Below are 18,792 nucleotides of genomic sequence, written 5' to 3'. Positions count from 1 at the left end.
CACGATCGCGGCCAGCACCTCCCGGTCGCCGTGCCGACGCCGGCCACCACCCTGCGGCCGCGACGGCGCCTCCGGCACCACCCGCTGGAACAACCCCCACAACTCGTCCGGCACCAACCGCTCAACGATTCCCACCATGAACAACACTCCACCGAGATAGCCAAATGAGATGACGTCTAAGTGCCTGCCTGCCGGCCGCGCCTCATGCCCGTCGCCTTCGAGTAGTCACCGCATGCAGGCTGCAACGGTCCAACACCACACAACAGGTCTCCGCGAGGTGCCCAAGTCTCAGCGGGCCGTCACGCGATCCACCACGTCGGTCGCGGCCTGGCGACGGCTGACGCGTCCCGCCAACCCTACGGCCGTCACACGCAGGTCCTCCTCCCCGGGCGCTACGTGGGGCGACTATGGGTATAGGCGAGGTTGTCCTCTGAGTGGGTAGATACCGGACATGGACGACGAGCAGGCGAAAGAAGACGCCGAGGACCTGCTTACGGGACTGAGCGTGGATGTGAGCCGCCCGGAGCAGCCCGTGCTGCTCGATGGGGACGGTGCTCCGATCCGCACCTGGCGGGAGAACTACCCCTACGACCGCAAGATTCGGCGGGGGGAGTACGAGCGGACCAAACGGATCCTGCAGATCGAACTGCTCAAGATGCAGAGCTGGGTCAGGGCGACCGGTTCCAGGGTCGTGGTGATCTGCGAGGGCAGGGACGCCGCGGGCAAGGGCGGCACGATCCAGCGTTTCACCGAACGACTCAATCCCCGCGGCGCGCGCATCGTGGCCCTGGACAAGCCCACCGACCGGGAGGCCGGGCAGTGGTACTTCCAGCGCTACACCGCCCATCTACCGTCCCCGGGGGAGATCGTCTTCTTCGACCGCTCCTGGTACAACCGGGCCGGTGTCGAGAAAGTGATGGGCTTCTGCTCCGACGAGCAGTACGAGCTCTTCCTCCGCCAGTGCCCGGCCTTCGAGGCGATGCTCGTCGAGGACGGCATCCTCCTGGTCAAGTTCTGGTTCTCCGTATCCCGCGCCGAGCAGCGCACCCGCTTCGCGATCCGGCAGGTCGACCCCGTACGCCAGTGGAAGCTCTCACCCACCGACCTGGCCTCCGTGGACCTGTGGGATGCCTACACCCGCGCCAAAGTCGCCATGTTCCGCGCCACAGACACCACGCACGCCCCCTGGACAGTCGTCAAGAGCAACGACAAACGACGCGCCCGCCTAGAAGCCATCCGCAGCCTGCTCTGGCAGATCCCCTACGACCGGAAAGAGGGAAACGTGGTCGGGCAGCCTGACCCTCTTATCGTGGGCAGCGCCGACACCCTCCTGGAACCCGGCGAAGAAGTCGCCGACCTGTCCCCCACGCCCTTCGCCGGGCCCCCTTCCGGACCAGGCCAGCACCCCGGCCCGCCGCCAGACGCCCCGAGACAGCACCCGTAACAGGCCAGTCGCTCCACAGAACCGGAGGGCTGTAGGCGCGAAGACCGTGCCGGCCGTGGCTGAGTGCGCAGCGCGCCTTGGCACACGCTGCCGGGCAGGGGAATCTGCTGGCCGATGATGTTGGCGGCCAGCGTGCTGAACCGGTTGCGCGGCGGAGTCTAGGCGGAGGGCGTTCCACGACGGTGAAGAGGTCGCCGTCCGGGTCTCGCAGCGTGCCCCAGGTGTCGGTGCGGGGGAGCTTCACTGGGCGAGGTGGGGTGCCCCCGAGGTTGGCGGCAACCTGGAGGAAGCCATGAACGTCCGGGACGAGGAAGTGCACATGCCAGCGGGGACGGACATGCGGGCTCGGCGCTGCCTCGACACCCCTGCGGAGATCCGCGCGACGACGGCCCGTTCCTCCGCAGGCGACCTCCTGCAGGCCCTGTCCACCGACGGACACACCACCGCTCGAAGAGCCCGATCCCGGGCGTCTCGCTGCTGGTGCGCCCGCGGTCGGGCATGAGGGGTGGCCTTCGGGGTAAGTGGGCCAGCACACAGCGCATGAGCGCTTCTGGGGCGGAAGGAGACAGTTGATGTTGATGGCTCACCCCGCAGTGCTGCAGAACCTGATGGAGCAGTACGACACCTTGCGCATCCTGCACGCCGAGAACGGCAGTCTGGAGGTGCGGGAGCGGATGGACGACCTCGCTTACACGCTGTGCGTTGCCACCGGGACGCGGGACATCGACGCCGCCCGGATCGCAGCCCGCCACCAACTGCCCGGCGCCCGACCCGAAGACGACTCCGTGCTCTCCGCTCGACCCAGCAGAGAGCACTCTTGAAAGACCATGAGCAGTCGTCGGCCAGGCCGGTCTTTGACAGTCTGGTGGCGACGAGGCTTGGTGCCAGCCGCCACGTGAGGCGCGAGGTAGCCCCCACTTGTGACGGCCCGGTCGGCACGGCGATGCGATGTCGCCCGTATGGTGGCTGACACCCGTGCTGACGGCTGGTTGAGTGGAGGATGACACAGGCGGCAGGCCCTGAGGTGACCTCGGGATTGCCACTGCGGCCCCGGGCCCTGGCTCCCTCCCGGGGCCGCGTGCCTCGTACGGCAGGCCAGGTCTTAGGCTATTGCCCCGTTGAGCCGAAGGGACCGTCGCGCATCGAGACGTCCGACGGAGAGAACTTCACCGGGTTGACGTCGCCTCCACGCTGTGCGTGCCTACCGGCGCCCGCGACGTCGTACCGCTCTCATCTCTGCCCGCCACCCCTGCTCGGCGCCCGTCTCCAGCCCGACTCTCTGCTCGCTGCCGACTGATCCCTGTTTCGGCAGTGCCTCCCGCGTGCCCTGCGCTGCTGCGACACCCCGCGCTGGGCAGCGCTCTTCCGACGCTGACACAGCGCCAATAGGCGGATAGCGCGGTGGGTGGCCCGCCAACCGTATTGGGACCGACACGAACCGCTTCCCAGCGGCCCGAAGCCGATGCCTCAGAGGAAGTGAGACAACTGCAGCAGGCGTTGGTCGCCCATGCGGTGATTGATCAGGCGGCGGCCATCGCGATGTCCGTCGGACGCCTGCCTGCGGACCGCCTCATCCACGACTGCTGAGGCGAGCAAGGAGGGATCCGGTGCCGAGCGGGCGCCGGCCAGGGTTTCGATGACGGAAGAAGGGGTGGGATCGTGCACGGGTCAATAAGAGACAGCGGCCCTGATATTCAGTCAGCATGTGGGCGGTGACCCGGTCCGCTCCTGCGAGCCGGCGCTCCTGGCGAAGGACATCCCCGCTGTACCGGAGCAGGGGAACGGCACGGGGGAGATCACGATCGTTCTGGGCGAGGACTGAGCTCCTGCGCGCGCTGCAGTCAGGTGCCCACGAGGTCCAGTGCTTCGCCCAGGGATAGGGCCGAGACCACAGGGCTGGGGGCTGCGGCGAGGAGCTCCTGGAGGGGCCGGGACGGTGCAGCGACCACCAGCGTCGCATGCTTCTGCAGTGTCAGAAGCAGGTCGATGACGTTGCTGTCGGCGGACTGGACCGCCGTGCCATCCACGATCAGGGGCTGGCCGGCTTTGTTCAGGATTCCGTCGAACGTGTCTCTGACGGGGGGAGTGTGCGTTAGTTGAGGTCTCCGCCGAGGCTGACGACCCAGGCGCGGCCACGGCGTTGCCTGCTCAGGGCCTGTGGCGCGACAGGGGCTGCGGAAGCGTCGGGTTCAGGCATCCTCTACACCCAGCAGACCTTTCCGCGCCAGCCATGCCCCGGGCCACATGCCCACCACATGACGCCCCAGGATGGTTCGTGCCTTCGCCGGTGAGCGGGGGCACGGGTGGGCTTGGCCTCGTGCTGCGGGCTCAGAACTGGACTGAGCTGCTGTCCACGATGTCGGCGTCCATATTGGTGTGCATCATCTTCAGTGCTGCTTTGGCCAGGTCGTCATGGATGTGCGCGACGGTATCTTCCGGGACGGTTACTTGCAGGTGCCGGATGTGGGCGTCGAGCGCGGAGTACATGATGCATTGCTCGGTGACCTGCCCGCACAGGATGACGTGTTGCACCTCGAGTTGGTTCAGCAGGTAGGCCAGGGGTGTCTCGTAGAAGATCGAGTGTCGTGCCTTGACGACAAACAGGGACTTGTCATCGGGGCGAAGCGGCTCGACCAGTTCGGCACGGGGCCCAGCGAGCGCCGTCTCGAGGATCTCGCCGTGGTGTGAGCGCCATTCGCCGAAGTTGTCGTTGACGTAGATGACGGGGACTTCGTGCTGCCGGGCGCGGTGGATCAGCTGCACGATCGGCGGTATTGCCTTTTCGACCGAAGGGAGCAGCAGATCCGCATCGGCATGATCGTACGTATTGATCATGTCGATCACGATGAGGGCGCTGTTCCTGTGGCTCATGTCCTCATGTTGGCTGGCGTTCTCTGTTTGCAGGTTCGACGACAGGATCTCGGCTGCTGGCGCGCCGCGAGCCCATAGCCACGGACGCTGCTTACCGAGGCTCCTACGGTGCCCGAGGCAGGTGAGGCCCGGGGCACGGGGCGTCGGTCAGTCCGTGGACAGGGCTTCGAGCAGGTCGCCTACCTTTGGGTCCGGCAGGGTGCGGGCGACGTCGGCCTGGGCGACCATGCCGACCAGGGTGTGTCCGTCGATGACGGGCAGTCGGCGCACCTTGTGCTGGGTCATGGTGTGCAGGATCTCGTCGGCGTCGTCGTCGGCGCCGATGGTGACCGCTTCGCCCTGCGCCAGCTCGCCAGCCTTGACCGAGGCGGGGTCCTTGCCCGCGCCGAGGACCTTCACCACGATGTCGCGGTCGGTCAGCATGCCCTTGAGTTTGTTGTCGGTGCCGCAGATTGGCAGCGCGCCGACTTTGAGGTCCTTCATTTTGTGTGCCGCATCGAGAACGGTTTCCTCGGCTCCGATGCACTCCGTTTCCGGGGTCATGATCTCTCGTGCCGTCGTCATGGTGGCGGTCCTGCTTTCTGCGGATCGTGCCGCCGCGTGGCCTGGCCGCGGGCGGTGCAGGGGGTGACGCAGGACGTGTTCCCACGGCTGCGGGGTGGTAACACGGCAGATTGTCAGGGTTCGTAACCGGCTGCGCGGTCCTGGGGGGCCACGGGTGGAGGCGACTGTCGCACGGCATGGCCGCGGGGATGCCGTTCCCGCGGTGGTGATCCGGCTTGCCCTGTCGGGTGAGCCCAGGCGGCGACGCCGGAGTGCGGCCCCGGAAGTGCTGTGCACGGCGACTGCCACGCCTGGTGATCGCAACGGATATGAGCCGCTACCGTCGGTGCGGAGACAGCATCCATGTTGCCGCGTTCGGCTCGCGTCAGGTCCCGGCAGTTTCGGCCTCAACGAGCTGGACCAGGGCAGCGCGATGAAGGCCGGCAATCGGGTTGAGCAAGTCGGGGTGGCGCAGCAGGGGCGCCGCATCATGGTCGCGGGGGCCGGGGAAGGTCAGCCGACGTGCGTCTCCGACGGTGCCGGTGCCGTGCTCGGTAGTGGACAGCGCGGCTTGCGCCGCGGTGGCGAGGTGGGGGTCGGCGAGCAGGTTGGCTGCCCAGCTGACGACGGTTTCGTCGACCCAGGTGCGCCAGGAGTGTTCCGTCTCGTCCCTGTGCTGCTGGGCTGCCCCGGTGAGTGCGTCCAGTCGGTCGGAGCCCGTGGGGCCGAGTATGGCCAGCAACTCAACATCGAAGGTCGTGGGGTAGCGAAGCGAGGCGGCGATAGCGGCCGCCTGGTGTGCCTGGGCTTCGGCCAGAGCGTGATTCAGGGCGCCGGCTGGTGCCGGGAAGGCGGTCAGCAGCCAGCGCGTGGCGGCGGCGGTGACTGGCGTGAGATCACTGGGCATGTGAGAACCGTCCTTCAGTTGCGCGGCCGGTGCCCGTGGGTCGTGGGTGCCGGCCGCGCTGTCGCGCGAGACGCGTCAGCGTACGTGGCCCTTGTTGGGCATTGACAAGGAGCTGCGTCACAGGCGCCGGGAGCAGCTATCGCCCTGAGCGGTGCCCCGGGTCAGGACGTGCCGCGGCCGGTGACGAAGTCACGCACGCGGTCCACCAGGCCCGCTCCCGGGGCCAGCAGCTTGTTGGCGGGCGGGGTGTCTGGGGCGGAGGGATGCGGCCTCGTGGGCGCCATGGTCTTGGCGCGGCGGATCTTGTCGCCCAGGTCATCCAGCGCTTCGGTCGTGCACGCCTGGCGCAACTGGGGGAAAAGCTGTCCCTCTTCATCGCGGACGTGGGCGTTGACGTCCTCCATCAGCTTCTGCAGGGTCGAGTGGAACTGTGCGTCGTCGACCCTCATCTGTTCGAGCTTCTTCATGAGCTTCTCGGCCTCGGCGTGTTCACCGATCTCCTTGTCTGCGAGCTCAGCGCCATTGGCGACGTTCTCACGGACGGCCGGATAGAGGTACTGCTCCTCCGCTACCGAATGCCGCACCAGCTCGATCGTGACCTCGTCCACCAGGTCACGCAGTCGACTGTCACCGGTCGGTAGCGCCTCGATCTGGGAGAGGAGCTGCTCGACCTCACGATGGTCGGCCATGAGCTCCTCGATCACATCTCGGCCGTGCCCCATGCGTCTGTTCCTCTCACTCGTCCGACGACCGGGGACTGCCCCGGCCACGGCTGATGCGTTCCCCTCCGCCCACCGCCCCCTACGACATCCCGGTCAAGCCACCCTGTCGGCGGCAGCGGTCTTCCCCCGTCTCAGTGGCCCTGGCGCTTTCTCCAATGGCTCGAAGCCCTGCACCGAGAGTTCGCCCACGACCCCCGGCCACCTTGCCTGCGCCAAGATCCATAAGTGATCGCCGACCGACCGCCCGGGGGAGCCGGCCGCCTGCCCGGGGCCCTCACCGGGCAGGCGGCCACGCGCCCCCGCGCAGTGCTCCCGACGCCCGCGCTGCCGTGCCTTCCTTACCAGCACGCGGATAGGACTTGCGTTCGGTTTCCAGAGGCGTAAAACATGGTGAGTGAGGCAGACGAGGTGCCGACCGGCAGTTTCCCGGGACGCCTCCGGCACCAGTGGCGAGCAGTCGGGCGGGAGGACCTCGCGTGAACAGTTCCCTCGACATCGAAGTCATCGAGCACAGCCCCGGGTGTGTCGTGCTGGCCGTCAAAGGCGAGCTCGACGTGCAATCCGCATCGGCCCTCCACCGTCAGGGCATGGACGCCATCAAGGAAGGCGAAGCCCTCGTCCTCGACCTGAGCCAGGTGGGCTTCTGCGACTCTTCCGGCTTCAACGCACTGCTTCGGCTGTATCGGCGCGCAGTCCTGGACGGAGGCGGCAGCTTTGCCCTGCTCTCCCCTCCAGAACAGGTCAGCAGCCTCCTCGCACTCACCGGCGGCGAGCAGATGATCCCGATCCACTCGACATGGGAGCAGGCCTGCGAGGCCCTCCACACACCCAGGCCGGACCGAACGGCATGAGGTGATCCTTTGTACGCGATAGCCGTACGAAGAGGTGGGTGTCTTGGCGGGCCGGGCGGGCGGCTCGTTCGTTGACCACCCCGCATGTGCTGCCGTCGCGTGAAGAGAGCCGTCCGCACACTCAAGAGCGGACGCGCCCAGCTCACTGCTCGAGGTGGCCTTGAGAATGTGCTGTGAGAAGTAGTGCCTCATTCGGGGTGGTGACCCCTGGCTGTGGGGCCGTTGAATGTCTGGATGCCACCAGAGCAGACGGATCCGGAACGGCTGGGCGGTCGAGACGACCATGGTTGGGCCTCGTCTCAGCCGCCCGCCGTTCCGGAGGCCAGTGAGTTCTTCCCCCGGCTCGCGCCGGCTGGCCGAGGCGATGCGCGGACGGGGCCGGGAGCGGCGGCTGAGCACTTCCACGCCGAGTACGTGAAGGCCGACGCGGTGAGCGAGCGGGAGCCCGGGGGCGTCATCGGCGGACTACTCGGAAACGAGCCGTCGCTGGCGCCGGACATGGCATTCGGTCTGGCCGAGACCGCGTCGTGGAGGGCCCCTTGGACGCGCGCGTCGTCCTGGCCAGCGGGGGTCGTAGATCGCTGCGCTCGCCGCGGGACGCGTGCGGAGGGCCTCCAGCGGCAGCGGCCGTATCAGTATGCATCGGGTCAAGTCGGGTAGACGATCCACGGCACCTGTCTGTCGGGTCCGACCCAGGAGGAGCACATCGTGGACGCCCAGCACGAGCAGGAGGATCCCGTCACCCGGCATCCGCAGCCGGACTTCGCCTCGCAGGACCAGCCCCACCCGGGCTGGACCGGTCCGATGGACCCGCCCCCGGACCACGGCGAGGAGAGCTATCGGGGGCACGGACTGCTGCTGGACCGCGTGACCGTCGTGACCGGCGGCGACTCGGGCATCGGCAGGGCCGTCGCGCTGGCCTTCGCCCGCGAGGGAGCGGACGTGGTGTTCACGCACCTGCCCGAGGAGCGCGAGGAGGCGGACCGCACGATGGGACTTGTGGAGGGCGCCGGGCGCAAGGCGGTAGCCGTGGAGTGCGACATCCGCGAGGAGGACCGCTGCCGGGATCTGATCGACACCGTCGTGCGCCGGTTCGGCCGGATCGACGTCCTGGTGAACAACGCCGCGTACCAGATGTCCCAGCCGGATGGGATCGGCGCGATCACGACCGAGCAGTTCGACCGGGTGGTGCGGACGAACCTCCATGGCATGTTCTGGCTGTCCAAGATGGCGCTGCCGCACATGCGCAAGGGCGCAAGCATCGTCAACACCACGTCGGTGCAGGCGTACAAGCCGAGTCCGCACTTGCTCGACTACGCCATGACCAAGGGCGCGATCGTCACGTTCACACAGGGGCTGGCGCAGATGGTGGCCAAGCAGGGCATCAGGGTGAACGCCGTCGCGCCCGGCCCGGTGTGGACGCCGCTGATTCCGGCCACCATGCCGGACACCGTCGAGTTCGGCAAGCAGTCCCCGCTCGGCCGCCCAGCCCAGCCTGCGGAGATGGCGCCGGCCTTCGTGTTCCTGGCGTCGCAGACCGCGAGTTACATCACCGGCGAGATCGTGAACGCAACCGGCGGTACGCCGCTCCCGTGACGTCAGGTCTCGGCTCCCACCGAGGAGAGTCCATGCGGTTCCGGACGAGCCAGCCGTCGCGCCCCGATTACAGACGGCGCAATCGAGGCCGGGAATTCCACAGCGTCTCAGCACACCATCCATGGACAGGGCGGGGAGGATCGTTCACTCGGCAGCAGGAATCCGCCCGGCACACCTCAGGAGCGCCCATGGCCGTGCACCACCGGCTGATCGAGCGGTCCCCGAATGCGGTGTGGGCGGCGCTGAGCGACCCGATCCGCCACTCGGACTCGGTCGTCGGCACCTCCGACACGCACGGCGACGGTGGTGACTGGCCCGAGACCGGCGCCGCGCTGCGGTACACCGTGTCGCTGGGCCCCTGGCCGGGCAGCGGGCGGACCGTGGTGCGCCGCCGCGATCCGCCCCGCGCCCTCGAACTCGAGGCCGAGAGCGGACGGCTGGGCACCGTGAGAAAAGCCCTCGACGTGAGCCCCTGGGGCGAGGACACCGGCGGCGGGCTCGACGAGCACCCGCTGCGCGGCTCCGGTGCCCCGCTCCACAACACTGCGCTCGACGCGCTGCTCATGCTGCGCCACCGGCGGATGCTCAGCCGCCTCGCCGACACCGTGCAGCGCTCCACCCCGGCGCCCGCCGGACGGTCGTGAGCGCCATGCCCGACGTGGTGGTGATCGGCGCCGGCCCCAACGGGCTCGTCGCCGCCAATGTGCTGGCCGACGCCGGTTGGGACGTTGAGGTCCTGGAGGCCGGGACCACGCCCGGCGGCGCGGTCCGCAGTGACAACGGTGTGCATCCTGAGTACATCAGCGACGTGTGCAGCTCGTTCTACCCACTGGCGGCCGCCTCTTCGGTGATCAACGCGCTCGGGCTGGAGCGTGAGGGACTGCGGTGGAGCCACGCGCCTCGCGTGCTGGCCCACCCCTTGGCCGACGGGAGCTGCGCCGTGCTGGAGCGGCGTACGGCGGACACGGCGGCTGGCCTGGATTCCTTCGCTCCCGGCGACGGACGGGCGTGGCAAGACCTTTGCGACGTGTGGGACCGGGTCGGCGCCGACCTGCTGGGCGCTCTCTTCACACCGTTCCCGCCGGTACGGGCCGGGCTGGGGCTGGCGGCCCGGCTGCGCGGCGCGGGCGGACTCCGGCTGGCGCGGTCGATGTTGCTGCCAGTCCGGCGCCTCGGCGAGGAAGAGTTCGACGGTGAGGGCGGCAGGCTGCTGCTCGCAGGCAACGCGCTGCACGCCGACCTCGCTCCGGAGGCGGCCGGCAGCGGCGGTTTCGGCTGGCTGATGTCGATGCTCGGCCAGCGCTACGGCTTCCCGGCGCCGACGGGCGGCGCGGGCCGCCTGACCACCGCGCTGGTGCGCCGCCTGGAACGGCTGGGCGGCACCGTCCGGTGCGGCGAGCGGGTCGTGGAGGTCGTCGTGCGAGGCGGCCGGGCGGTGGGCATACGGACGGCCGGCGGCGAGAGCGTGCCCGCCGCCCGGGCGGTCCTCGCGGACGTAGTGGCGCCCGACCTGTACGGCGGACTGGTGGGCGAGGAGCATCTGCCGGACCAGGTCCTGCGGGACATGCGCCGCTTCCAGTGGGACTTCGCCACCTTCAAGGTGGACTGGGCTCTTGACCGGCCCGTGCCGTGGACGGCCGAGGCGGCGTCCGGCGCCGGTACGGTGCACATCGCGGACGGCGTCGACGGGCTGACCCGGTTCGCGGCGCAGCTCGCCACGGGGCACGTCCCGGACGAGCCGTTCCTGCTGTTCGGCCAGATGACCACGACGGACGCCACGCGTTCCCCGGCCGGTACCGAGTCGGCCTGGGCGTATACGCACGTCCCGCACCGCATCAAGGGCGACGCGGGGGACGGCGGGCTGACCGGCGAGTGGGACGAGGGGCAGCAGGAGGCGATGGCCGACCGGATGGAACGCATGGTCGAGCGCTTCGCACCCGGCTTCCGTGAAACGGTCAGGGCCCGTCGCATCCTCGCGCCGCCGACGCTCCAGGCCGAGAACTCGAACCTGCACGGCGGGGCGCTGAACGGCGGCACGACCGCCATCCACCAGCAGCTGGTCTTCCGCCCCATCCCGGGCACCGGCCGCCCGGACACGCCAGTCACCGGCCTCTACCTGGCCTCGGCGAGCGCCCACCCGGGCGGCGGCGTTCACGGCGCGCCGGGCGCGAACGCAGCACGAGCGGCGCTGCGCGCAGGCCCGGCCCGCACGCTCCTCAGCGGCGCACAGCGCGCACTGGCACGACGGGACCGCGCGGGACGGCGGACGCGGGACTGAGCAGCGCCCCCCGGGGGTGCTGGGCGCGGGCGCGTGGCCCCTTGCATCCGGGCCGGGGTCGTGGCAGCGGCTGGGTGGCCACCGGCCCCCGCCTGCCCCGCTCTGCCACCCGCCGCCGCGGATTGCCCGGCCTCCGTATCTGGTCCTCGCGCTCCACCTCCTCCTGGCGGCACAGATCCGCCCGCACCGCCCTCACCTGTGCGCCGGTCGCCCGGGATCTGCTCCCCGGCATGCTCCAGGCGGCTGTCGTCCTGGGCGTTCACCACCACGTCGAAGCCGCGTTCACCGAGCTGTCCCGCGATCTCGAAGCCGATGCCGCTGGACGCACCATGACAAGGACCAAGGACTGCTGTCGTCCATGCAGCGCCGAGCACCCGAGATGCCGGATTTCACCATCCGGGTTTCCGCTCCCTGAGCGCGCCGGGAGCGGTACGGAAGGGGCGGTACTGAAAGGCGCCGTCCCGGGCAGGCGTAACAGGAACATCAACGGACGCAACGGCAGAGGCCACCGCACAGGCTTCCCGGGGGACACATGTGGTGCACCTTGAGAACGGCGGCGACATTCACCCCCGCCCACGATCTCCGGCGGCGGACTGTGTGCGTGCCGCTGAGAAAAGACTGCCCGCTCCTGGCCTGGCCATTCGGGATGGCCGGCCCTGCGACGCGCCACTCCCTGGCAAGGCGTGGACGAGGGTGTCGACACAGTGCGCCAGGGAACCCGGCTCACGAAAGCAGTACGGCGATGCGCAGCGCGATTCGTTCACTCGAAGAGCAGGAGGAGCCATGTCGCATGGAACAACGCCCCCTGATTCGCCCGTTGCGGTCGTCACCGGCGCGGACTCCGGCATCGGGCGGGCGACAGCAGTCCGACTCGCGGACCAGGGGATGGACCTCGGCATCACGTTCCACACGGACGAGAAGGGGCGCAGGACACGGCAACGGAAGTTCGGGCGCACGGGCGGCGTGCCGTCGTGGCACGCATGGACCTGACGGAACTTCCCGAGGCAGCCGAGGTGGTGGATCGGTTGGCCGCAGAGCTGGGCCGACTCGACGTGCTCGTCAATAACGCCGGCACCGGAACCGCGACACCGTTCCTGGACCTTGACCTCGAGATCTTTCGCCAGGTCGTCGACGTCGACCTCCTCGGCCCCTTCCTCTGCAGCCAGCGGGCTGCGCACTGGATGATCGACCAGGGCGAGGGCGGCCGGATAGTGAACGTCACCTCCGTCCATGAACATCAACCGCGGGTCGGGGCCGCCCCCTACTGCGCGGCAAAGGGTGGCCTGGGCATGCTGACCCAGGTCATGGCGCTCGAACTCGCCGAGCATGGCATCACGGTGAACGCGGTGGCTCCCGGCGAGATCGCGACGCCCATGACCGGTCAGGAGGACGAGGACGTCCGGCAGGCGGAGCGCCCGGGGATTCCGCTGCGGCGCCCGGGAGATGCCCGAGAGGTCGCCGCCGTCATAGCGTTTCTTGCTGGCCCGGATGCCGCCTACGTCACCGCAGCGTCGTGGTCGGTCGACGGCGGGATGCTGCGCATGGGGCCGATGGCGGGTTCCCACCTTCACGAGGACGAATGGCGACGTCCGTGACGACCGGGATTGTTGTCGGCCTGGCGGGTCGCTCGCGCGGGGAGGTTCGTGGGTGAGGGACGGGGAACCCGGTGCTTCGTCCATCATCAGCCGTTCCACCGCGGCAGCGGCGAGGGCGGGTGGTGTCCAGCAGGGAAGGCGGGCGGTTGCTGCTGCGACGCTGCATGCCATGCCTGCCTTGCCCAGGCGTCGCCCCTGGGAGGAACGCATGCCGGAACTGCCGGATGTCGAGGGCTTCCGCAGGACGATGCGTGAGTGTGCCCGGGGTCGGCGTATCGCGAAGGTCGAGATACGCGATTCCGGAGTTCTGCGTGGCGTCACCCCGCAGCGGCTGCGTAGGGAATTGGAGGGGCGTCGCCTCGGAGAGCCGCGACGCCACGGCAAGTGGCTTCTCAGCCCGACCGGCGGGGGGCTCACTCTCGTGTGGCATTTCGGCATGACCGGCAAGCTGCTGTGCGTATCTCCGGACGACCCGTTCGAGCTGCATGACCGGGTTGCCCTGACGCTCAGCGGCGAGCGTCAGGTCCGCTATCGGGACCAGCGCAAGCTTCAAGGAATTCGGTTGGCCGACAGCGACGCCGCAGTCGAGCGCATCTTGGCCGACCTGGGCCCCGATGCCCTCTCCGTGGAGCGGGAGGAGTTCTTGGCGCGGCTGACCGGGCGTCGGGGAGCCGTCAAGGGCGTGCTGATGGATCAGTCCGTGGTCGCGGGCCTCGGGAACCTTCTCAGCGACGAGATCCTATGGCGGGCGCGGGTGTTGCCAGGGCGCCCGGCGCGGAGGCTTAGCGATGCGGAGGCTCGTGGGATCTACACGGCGATGCGCCGTGTTCTCACGTCGTCCGTGCGGGCCGCGTGCGTGCCGCCGCGTCGGAAGTGGCTCACCGGCCACCGGGACGAGGACGAACCGGTGTGCCCTCGTTGTGGCGGGCGGCTGCTGTCGCGCCGTATTTCCGGACGTCGTTCCGTCTGGTGCCCGGACTGCCAGGAGTGATCGAGGAATGCTCCGCAGAAGCAGAAGCAGAAGCAGAAGCAGAAGCAGAAGCTCGTTTACTGATGGCCGTGCCGGAATCCCGTCGGGGGAACGAAGGGCACGTCGGCGGGCACCACCGCTCGGACGGTCGTGAAGCCTGCTGGGCCTTCGATCCGCCGCCGCATGGTGAGCGGCTATCAGCCTTCGATGCCCGTCGAGGTGTGGGCGGCGCCGACGGGTTTGGATTCGGGTGAGCCGCGCTGTCGAAGGTAGGCGGAGAGGATGGCCATTGAGGCGACGGCGAGGAGTTCGGACTGCCAGTTCTGGAGCGATCGGCTCCAGAAGTCGGCCGAGATCAGGTACTCGCCCCAGCTGATGGGGGCCTGCAGTTGTCGGAGGCGTTGTTCGTCGTGAGCGGCCACGCCGGCGATCGACTGGGCGAGCCAGGACAGGAAGAAGAAGCTTGCGATGACCAGTCCGAGCGACCGGGAGAAGACTGTCTGTCGCCAGTCCTGTGTGCCGGCCCAGCGGGGGGTGCCCCTATGTGTTTGGTCAAGGTCCAAGGCCAGTAGGTTCGTGCGGTCGAAGGGCGGGCCGAGCCGTAGGGGTGTGCATGAGTGATAGCCAGGTCACGATCAAGCTCACGAGTGACGAGGCACTGGTGCTGTCGCACTGGCTGGAGAAGCTCCAGATGACGGACCTCAGCCGCGTTGTCGACGATCCGGCGGTCTGGGCGCCGATTCATCGGATCGCCGGAACGCTGGACAAGACGCTTCCTGAGCTGTTCGCGCCTGACTATGACCAGCGGCTTGAGGCTGCTCGTCAGCGACTTCGGCCGGAGGACTGACCGAGCGGAGGGCCACGCCGAAGGCAAGGGTCAGTGAGTTGTCCCGTACGAAGCAGCGCATACGTCCTGTCCTTGCCCTATTCATCGGTGCAGGAGTCCCAGCGCGATGAAGTAGGCAAGGCCGCCGAGGACCTCTGCCAGGCAGAGGGTGAACAGAATCCTCACCGCGCTCACGCCCCCTTGACGGTGCACTGATAGGGCTTGTCCGATTCCGGTACGCAGCCGGCGGCGACGACCGCCAGCCGGCCGGGAATTGCGACAGGAACAGCGTGTCGCCCTGAAGCGTGACCATCGCCTGACGGCCGTAGACCTCCACGCGCTGGACAGTGCCCCCGTCGGGCAACTCCTGCTCGCTCAGTGCAGTTCATTGCGTGGGGCACGTGGCCGAGGTCCAGGTTGTAGTCGGTGGCGGTATCCGTCAGACACCGGGCATGCGTGCGGGAGCGGTCGGCGAGGTCGAGGCCACGTGTGTTCGTCGCGATGTCGCTCGCGTGTGGCTGTCGGTCGCGGTGAACATCTGCACCGGCACCGTCACCAGCCCGAACGTCAGTACTCCGCTCCATACCGGACGTGCCATTGCCACCACCTCGCGCTGCGATACCCCGGCGCGGAGCCTCGCTTCCAGGACGCCGTGTACGGCGTCTGCCCTGTGGTCGACCGGGCCTGACCTGGGAGGACGAACGCCGGTGCTTCACCACAGGTGCCCAGAACATAACGCAACAAACTGCTCGGCAAACGGCTGAGGCCGGGTAGCGGTCCCCCATGCGATCGCAGTGCTGGCGAAGGGGTATGCCTGGCTGCCGCATGAGCGGCCCGGGGGTGCCGTCACGGATGCCTCGGAGCAGCGCGCCCCGCCGCCGTGCGGCCGGAGACCGGATCAGCCGTTCCATCCGGCGGGAAGCCGCATGAGTGGCGGGGGCCCTACGGGCTGATAGGCCCCCTGCCTTTGCCGGTGGCGGCCCATGCCTGGGAACGCGACAATGAAGCCCGGCGTCATCCTCAAGACCACGCATGGCAGGGCTGAGGACTACCGCCGCATTCCCACGCGGCCGACACTGCCGGGGAGGTCGTGATGTTGCTACCGGACGAGAACGCCGTCGCACAAGTCCTCGCCCGCTACCAGGAACAGGAACTCCTGGTGATGGCCGACCCGTGCGACCACAACGCCCGGAGCACCTTTGAAAGCACCGCCTACACCTTGTGTGTGTTGATGGGTGAGTGCACCGGCCGGTCCGCAGCCCAAGCTGCGCAACGATACGTCGCACGGCGGGCAGAGCATGGGCCAGCGTATGCGGTCGGTGACGGTTGCCGGCCACTGTGACCGACGCCAGCGGGGCGGGGCGGTGCTGGCGTCACGAGTCAGGCGGACGTGACCAGCAGTTCCCGACTGCGGATCCGTCGCCACCGTCACCTGTCCAGCCTGAGTCAGAATCGAGTTCAGACCCATCACGAGCGCCCGGCCAGCTTCCCGCACCTCCGCCAGTCGGCGCGCCTCGGCCTCGTCGCCATGGACCTGCATCACGGGGTCATCAGATGCCTCCCGGATTCAGCGCACGACCACTCGGTCCGCATCCAGGGCGCGGACCTCCAGTCCTGCATCTCCCACCGCCAAGCAATCGAGCCCTGCATGAGTAAACGTGGCCCGCACCCTGGACAGCAGATCAACAGCATCACTCTCCGCTTGCACCGCGCACTACGCTTTCCTCCTTGCACACTCGCCGGAAGCCTGCCAGCCCGCCATGTCAGGCCATCACAACTTCGTCGCGTCGCATGGATCCATCAGCGGCACTGACCCTGCGAACACCGGCGTACGCGGACCACATCGACCGCTCGCCCTTTCGGCTTCCTACGACTCGGGCGGTTCCTGCAGTGCTGGCTGCGCAGGCCGCTGCCGGTGGCCTGTGCCTGGTATTGGTGTGAGCCTGGGTTTGTGAAGCCGCCCGTTGCTGTCGCTCACGTCCGGTCGGTGCCGCGGCTGCCGGTGGGACCGGGCTGGTGGTACGAGGCGAAGTTCGACGGTCAGCGCTTGTTGATGTTCCGGACCCGTATCGGGGTGCTGTTGCAGGCCGTTTCGGGGCTGATCGTCACACCGTGGTGGACGGACCTGGCTGTGGCGGGAACGGCCCTGCCCAGGGGTGCGGTGCTGGACGGTGAGGCGGTCATCTGGTCCCGGGGCCAGCTGGACCGTGGCGCGGTGAGGATCCGCCTCGACAGCTCTGCGGAGCAGGCTTTTGAGCTGGCAGGCGTAGCGCCGGCCTCGTATGCGGTGTGGGATCTGCTGTCCCATCCCGCCGAGGGTGATCTGCGGCTGAGGCGGTATACCGAGCGGCGCCGCATGCTCCTTCAACTACTCGCCGACCATCAGGTTGCGGCGGCGATCCAGATGGTCCCCGCGACGGACGACATCGATGTGGCGAGGACGTGGTACAGCTCGCTGCAGGCGCAGGGCATCACAGGGATTGTGGCGAAACACAGCACATCTGCGTACAGCACCGCGGGCCACGTCTGGTTGTGGGCGCGGCATGCCGCGACCGTGACCGCAGAGGTAGCCGGTTTCACCGGCCCCCGTTCCCGCCCGCGGCAGTTGGCGCTACGCCTGCCCAATGGTCGTACCGCCCTGACCCAGCCATTGCCCGTGGCGATGTCCGCCGCGGCCGCCATGCGCCTCACCCGCACGGAATCCTCCGCCCACACCACCGACGGCCAGGCATACACCACCACATCGGGGCGGCTCACTGCTGACGTCGCCTGCGACACGATCAAGGACACTGTCGTCACGGTCGTGCGTATTCACTGAAGGACAGCCGGCCTGCGGCGTTGTGCGTCCGTGTCCTCGCTGCGGCAGCCGCCCGTCTGAAACAAACAACCGCCAGTGCTCCGGCCGGCATTGCCGCCCTGGGTGTAGTGCCCTGTGAGGTTGGGGACGCGGCTGGCGGGTGGTTTGCCTGCGAGCGCGGTGTGTCCGCGGTGGTGATTGTGGGAGTGCAGCCAGCCCGGGAACGCGTCGCGTCGTTCCTGCTCTGAGCGGTAGGGGCGGGCGTAGGCCCATTCGTCGAGCAGGGTGCGGTTCAGCCGTTCGACCTTGCCGTTGGTCTGGGGCCGGTAGGGCCGGGTTCGTCCGCTGCCAGGGCATCGCGCCAGGTGCGGGAGCGGTAGCAGCTGCCGTTGTCCGTCAGGACGCGTTCGACGGTGATGCCCGCGCCGGTGAAGTAGGCGTGGGCCCGCTGCCAGAAGCCGGTCGCGGTTTCCTTCCTCTCGTCGGTCAGGATCTCGCTGTAGGCGAGGCGGGAGTGGTCGTCGACGGCGGTGTGGATGTAGCTGTAGCCGGCGCCGGACCGGGTTGTGCGGCCTGCTTGGCGGCCCAGGGCCTTGTGGCCGCCGCCGTCGGGGATGTTGCCGAGCTTCTTGATGTCGACGTGGACGAGTTCGCCGGGACGCTCGCGTTCGTAACGGCGTATGACGTGGCCGGTTGCCCGGTCCAGATGTGCCAGGCGGGCCAGCCGGTAGCGGGTCAGGACGCGGTGAACGGTCGAGGGCACCAGGCCGAGCAGGCGGGGACGGCCTCCCGCCCACCGAGGGTCCAGTGCGGTCAGGCCCCTCTCGTTGAACGCGTGGATCACATCACGGACGGTGTCCTCGTGCGCGGCGACCAACCGGGCGATCGCCGTCACCGGAGTGCCCGACGCCGACGCCATGATGATCAAAGCCCGTCGGACTCGCACCGACTCGTGTCTGCCCCGCCGGACGATCTGCTGCAGCTTCTGGCCCTCGTGGTCACTCAACCGCCTTGCCCTGACTGGCTCTGTCATCCACGACCACACCCTCAACAGCGATCATCCGGCCATCGAGAGCGAGCCTGGCAGACCCGGAACCGCAAGCACCAACCCACGTGCCCCCGGCGAACGTTCGTGGACAACGCATTAGCGAGCACAAGGCGACCACTGCGCTGCGACCCTTGCCGCGCCCCTGCGCGAAGTGCCTCCCCCGGTGCATCGGTGACCGGGGGGTGCGTAGGGGCGTTGGCAGGGCTGTGACGATGTCCACGATCGGTATCGAGGGCGGCCCGCTCGACGGCGGCGCCGCCACGGTGGAGCGAACGAGGGCTGGTCTCCCTTCCGCGTCATGCGCGGCCGTCGGGGAGGGCCGATCAGGCCGACCGGCCTGTGCA

Annotated in this window: 16 protein-coding genes and 5 pseudogenes; 11 read left to right on the top strand and 10 right to left on the bottom strand. The window is 68.7% G+C overall.

From position 1 onward, the window contains the following. Positions 1 to 138, bottom strand: a pseudogene (locus AC067Z_RS34925) (IS5/IS1182 family transposase); the annotation flags it as partial. Between the two features lie 313 nt (positions 139 to 451). Between AC067Z_RS34925 and ppk2 the strand changes: the two are divergent. Then, on the top strand, positions 452 to 1,444 hold the full coding sequence (gene ppk2, locus AC067Z_RS34920) for a polyphosphate kinase 2 (protein ID WP_478793654.1): 993 nt from the start codon (positions 452 to 454) through the stop codon (positions 1,442 to 1,444). Between the two features lie 187 nt (positions 1,445 to 1,631). On the opposite strand, the pseudogene AC067Z_RS34915 reads toward ppk2, so the two are convergent. Next, a pseudogene (locus tag AC067Z_RS34915) lies at positions 1,632 to 1,883 on the bottom strand (VOC family protein); the annotation flags it as partial. Between the two features lie 133 nt (positions 1,884 to 2,016). Between AC067Z_RS34915 and AC067Z_RS34910 the strand changes: the two are divergent. Further along, positions 2,017 to 2,265, top strand: coding sequence for a DUF5133 domain-containing protein (locus AC067Z_RS34910; RefSeq protein ID WP_478793653.1), 249 nt, complete (start codon positions 2,017 to 2,019; stop codon positions 2,263 to 2,265). A gap of 646 nt (positions 2,266 to 2,911) precedes the next feature. On the opposite strand, the gene AC067Z_RS34905 is transcribed toward AC067Z_RS34910, so the two are convergent. From AC067Z_RS34905 to AC067Z_RS34880, 6 genes are all read right to left on the bottom strand, one after another. Continuing rightward, positions 2,912 to 3,109, bottom strand: coding sequence for a hypothetical protein (locus AC067Z_RS34905; RefSeq protein WP_478793652.1), 198 nt, complete (start codon positions 3,107 to 3,109; stop codon positions 2,912 to 2,914). Between the two features lie 176 nt (positions 3,110 to 3,285). Continuing rightward, the gene (locus tag AC067Z_RS34900) at positions 3,286 to 3,471 is read right to left on the bottom strand and encodes a hypothetical protein (protein ID WP_478793651.1); all 186 of its coding nucleotides are present in this window, start codon (positions 3,469 to 3,471) and stop codon (positions 3,286 to 3,288) included. A 301-nt stretch (positions 3,472 to 3,772) separates the two neighbouring features. Next, positions 3,773 to 4,315 carry a cysteine hydrolase family protein gene (locus tag AC067Z_RS34895; protein WP_478793650.1) on the bottom strand — a complete coding sequence of 181 codons (543 nt, stop codon included), beginning with the start codon at positions 4,313 to 4,315 and terminating at the stop codon, positions 3,773 to 3,775. Between the two features lie 147 nt (positions 4,316 to 4,462). Further along, positions 4,463 to 4,879 carry a CBS domain-containing protein gene (locus tag AC067Z_RS34890; RefSeq protein WP_478793649.1) on the bottom strand — a complete coding sequence of 139 codons (417 nt, stop codon included), beginning with the start codon at positions 4,877 to 4,879 and terminating at the stop codon, positions 4,463 to 4,465. Positions 4,880 to 5,243: 364 nt separating this feature from the next. After that, a complete protein-coding gene (locus AC067Z_RS34885) occupies positions 5,244 to 5,765 on the bottom strand; it encodes a hypothetical protein (protein ID WP_478793648.1) in 522 nt (173 codons plus the stop codon). A gap of 161 nt (positions 5,766 to 5,926) precedes the next feature. After that, positions 5,927 to 6,487: a hemerythrin domain-containing protein gene (locus AC067Z_RS34880; protein WP_478793647.1), complete on the bottom strand. Its 561-nt coding sequence runs from the start codon at positions 6,485 to 6,487 to the stop codon at positions 5,927 to 5,929. Positions 6,488 to 6,963: 476 nt separating this feature from the next. On the opposite strand from AC067Z_RS34880, the gene AC067Z_RS34875 reads away from it, so the two are divergent. From AC067Z_RS34875 to AC067Z_RS34850, 6 genes and pseudogenes are all read left to right on the top strand, one after another. Continuing rightward, positions 6,964 to 7,338, top strand: coding sequence for an STAS domain-containing protein (locus AC067Z_RS34875; RefSeq protein ID WP_478793646.1), 375 nt, complete (start codon positions 6,964 to 6,966; stop codon positions 7,336 to 7,338). Between the two features lie 705 nt (positions 7,339 to 8,043). Beyond that, positions 8,044 to 8,934 (top strand): SDR family oxidoreductase, encoded by an 891-nt coding sequence (locus AC067Z_RS34870; RefSeq protein ID WP_478793659.1) that lies wholly within the window; start codon positions 8,044 to 8,046, stop codon positions 8,932 to 8,934. A 188-nt stretch (positions 8,935 to 9,122) separates the two neighbouring features. Then, positions 9,123 to 9,578, top strand: a complete 456-nt coding sequence (locus AC067Z_RS34865; protein ID WP_478793645.1) for an SRPBCC family protein — start codon at positions 9,123 to 9,125, stop codon at positions 9,576 to 9,578. A gap of 5 nt (positions 9,579 to 9,583) precedes the next feature. Beyond that, positions 9,584 to 11,212: a phytoene desaturase family protein gene (locus AC067Z_RS34860; RefSeq protein ID WP_478793658.1), complete on the top strand. Its 1,629-nt coding sequence runs from the start codon at positions 9,584 to 9,586 to the stop codon at positions 11,210 to 11,212. A gap of 783 nt (positions 11,213 to 11,995) precedes the next feature. Then, positions 11,996 to 12,807 (top strand): annotated as a pseudogene (locus tag AC067Z_RS34855) (SDR family oxidoreductase). A 208-nt stretch (positions 12,808 to 13,015) separates the two neighbouring features. Beyond that, on the top strand, positions 13,016 to 13,798 hold the full coding sequence (locus AC067Z_RS34850; protein WP_478793644.1) for an Fpg/Nei family DNA glycosylase: 783 nt from the start codon (positions 13,016 to 13,018) through the stop codon (positions 13,796 to 13,798). Positions 13,799 to 13,974: 176 nt separating this feature from the next. Here the strand turns inward: AC067Z_RS34850 and AC067Z_RS34845 are convergent. Continuing rightward, a pseudogene (locus tag AC067Z_RS34845) lies at positions 13,975 to 14,319 on the bottom strand (DUF6766 family protein); the annotation flags it as partial. 71 nt (positions 14,320 to 14,390) lie between these two features. On the opposite strand from AC067Z_RS34845, the gene AC067Z_RS34840 reads away from it, so the two are divergent. The 3 genes from AC067Z_RS34840 to AC067Z_RS34830 all read left to right on the top strand — a co-directional run bounded on the left by AC067Z_RS34840 (position 14,391) and on the right by AC067Z_RS34830 (position 17,421). Continuing rightward, a complete protein-coding gene (locus tag AC067Z_RS34840) occupies positions 14,391 to 14,624 on the top strand; it encodes a hypothetical protein (RefSeq protein WP_086737115.1) in 234 nt (77 codons plus the stop codon). A 1,072-nt stretch (positions 14,625 to 15,696) separates the two neighbouring features. Continuing rightward, positions 15,697 to 15,945 (top strand): DUF5133 domain-containing protein, encoded by a 249-nt coding sequence (locus AC067Z_RS34835; protein WP_478793643.1) that lies wholly within the window; start codon positions 15,697 to 15,699, stop codon positions 15,943 to 15,945. Between the two features lie 609 nt (positions 15,946 to 16,554). After that, a complete protein-coding gene (locus AC067Z_RS34830) occupies positions 16,555 to 17,421 on the top strand; it encodes an ATP-dependent DNA ligase (protein ID WP_478793642.1) in 867 nt (288 codons plus the stop codon). Here AC067Z_RS34830 and AC067Z_RS34825 read toward each other — a convergent pair. After that, positions 17,415 to 18,433: pseudogene (locus tag AC067Z_RS34825) on the bottom strand (IS481 family transposase). The gene AC067Z_RS34830 and the pseudogene AC067Z_RS34825 sit on opposite strands and share 7 nt — an antisense overlap. Positions 18,434 to 18,792: the final 359 nt, after the last annotated feature.

It is taken from the genome of Streptomyces sp. NPDC043812, from assembly GCF_056436245.1.
The sequence above is the reverse complement of the archived record's forward strand: the minus strand, read 5'-3'. Positions and strand labels throughout refer to the sequence as shown.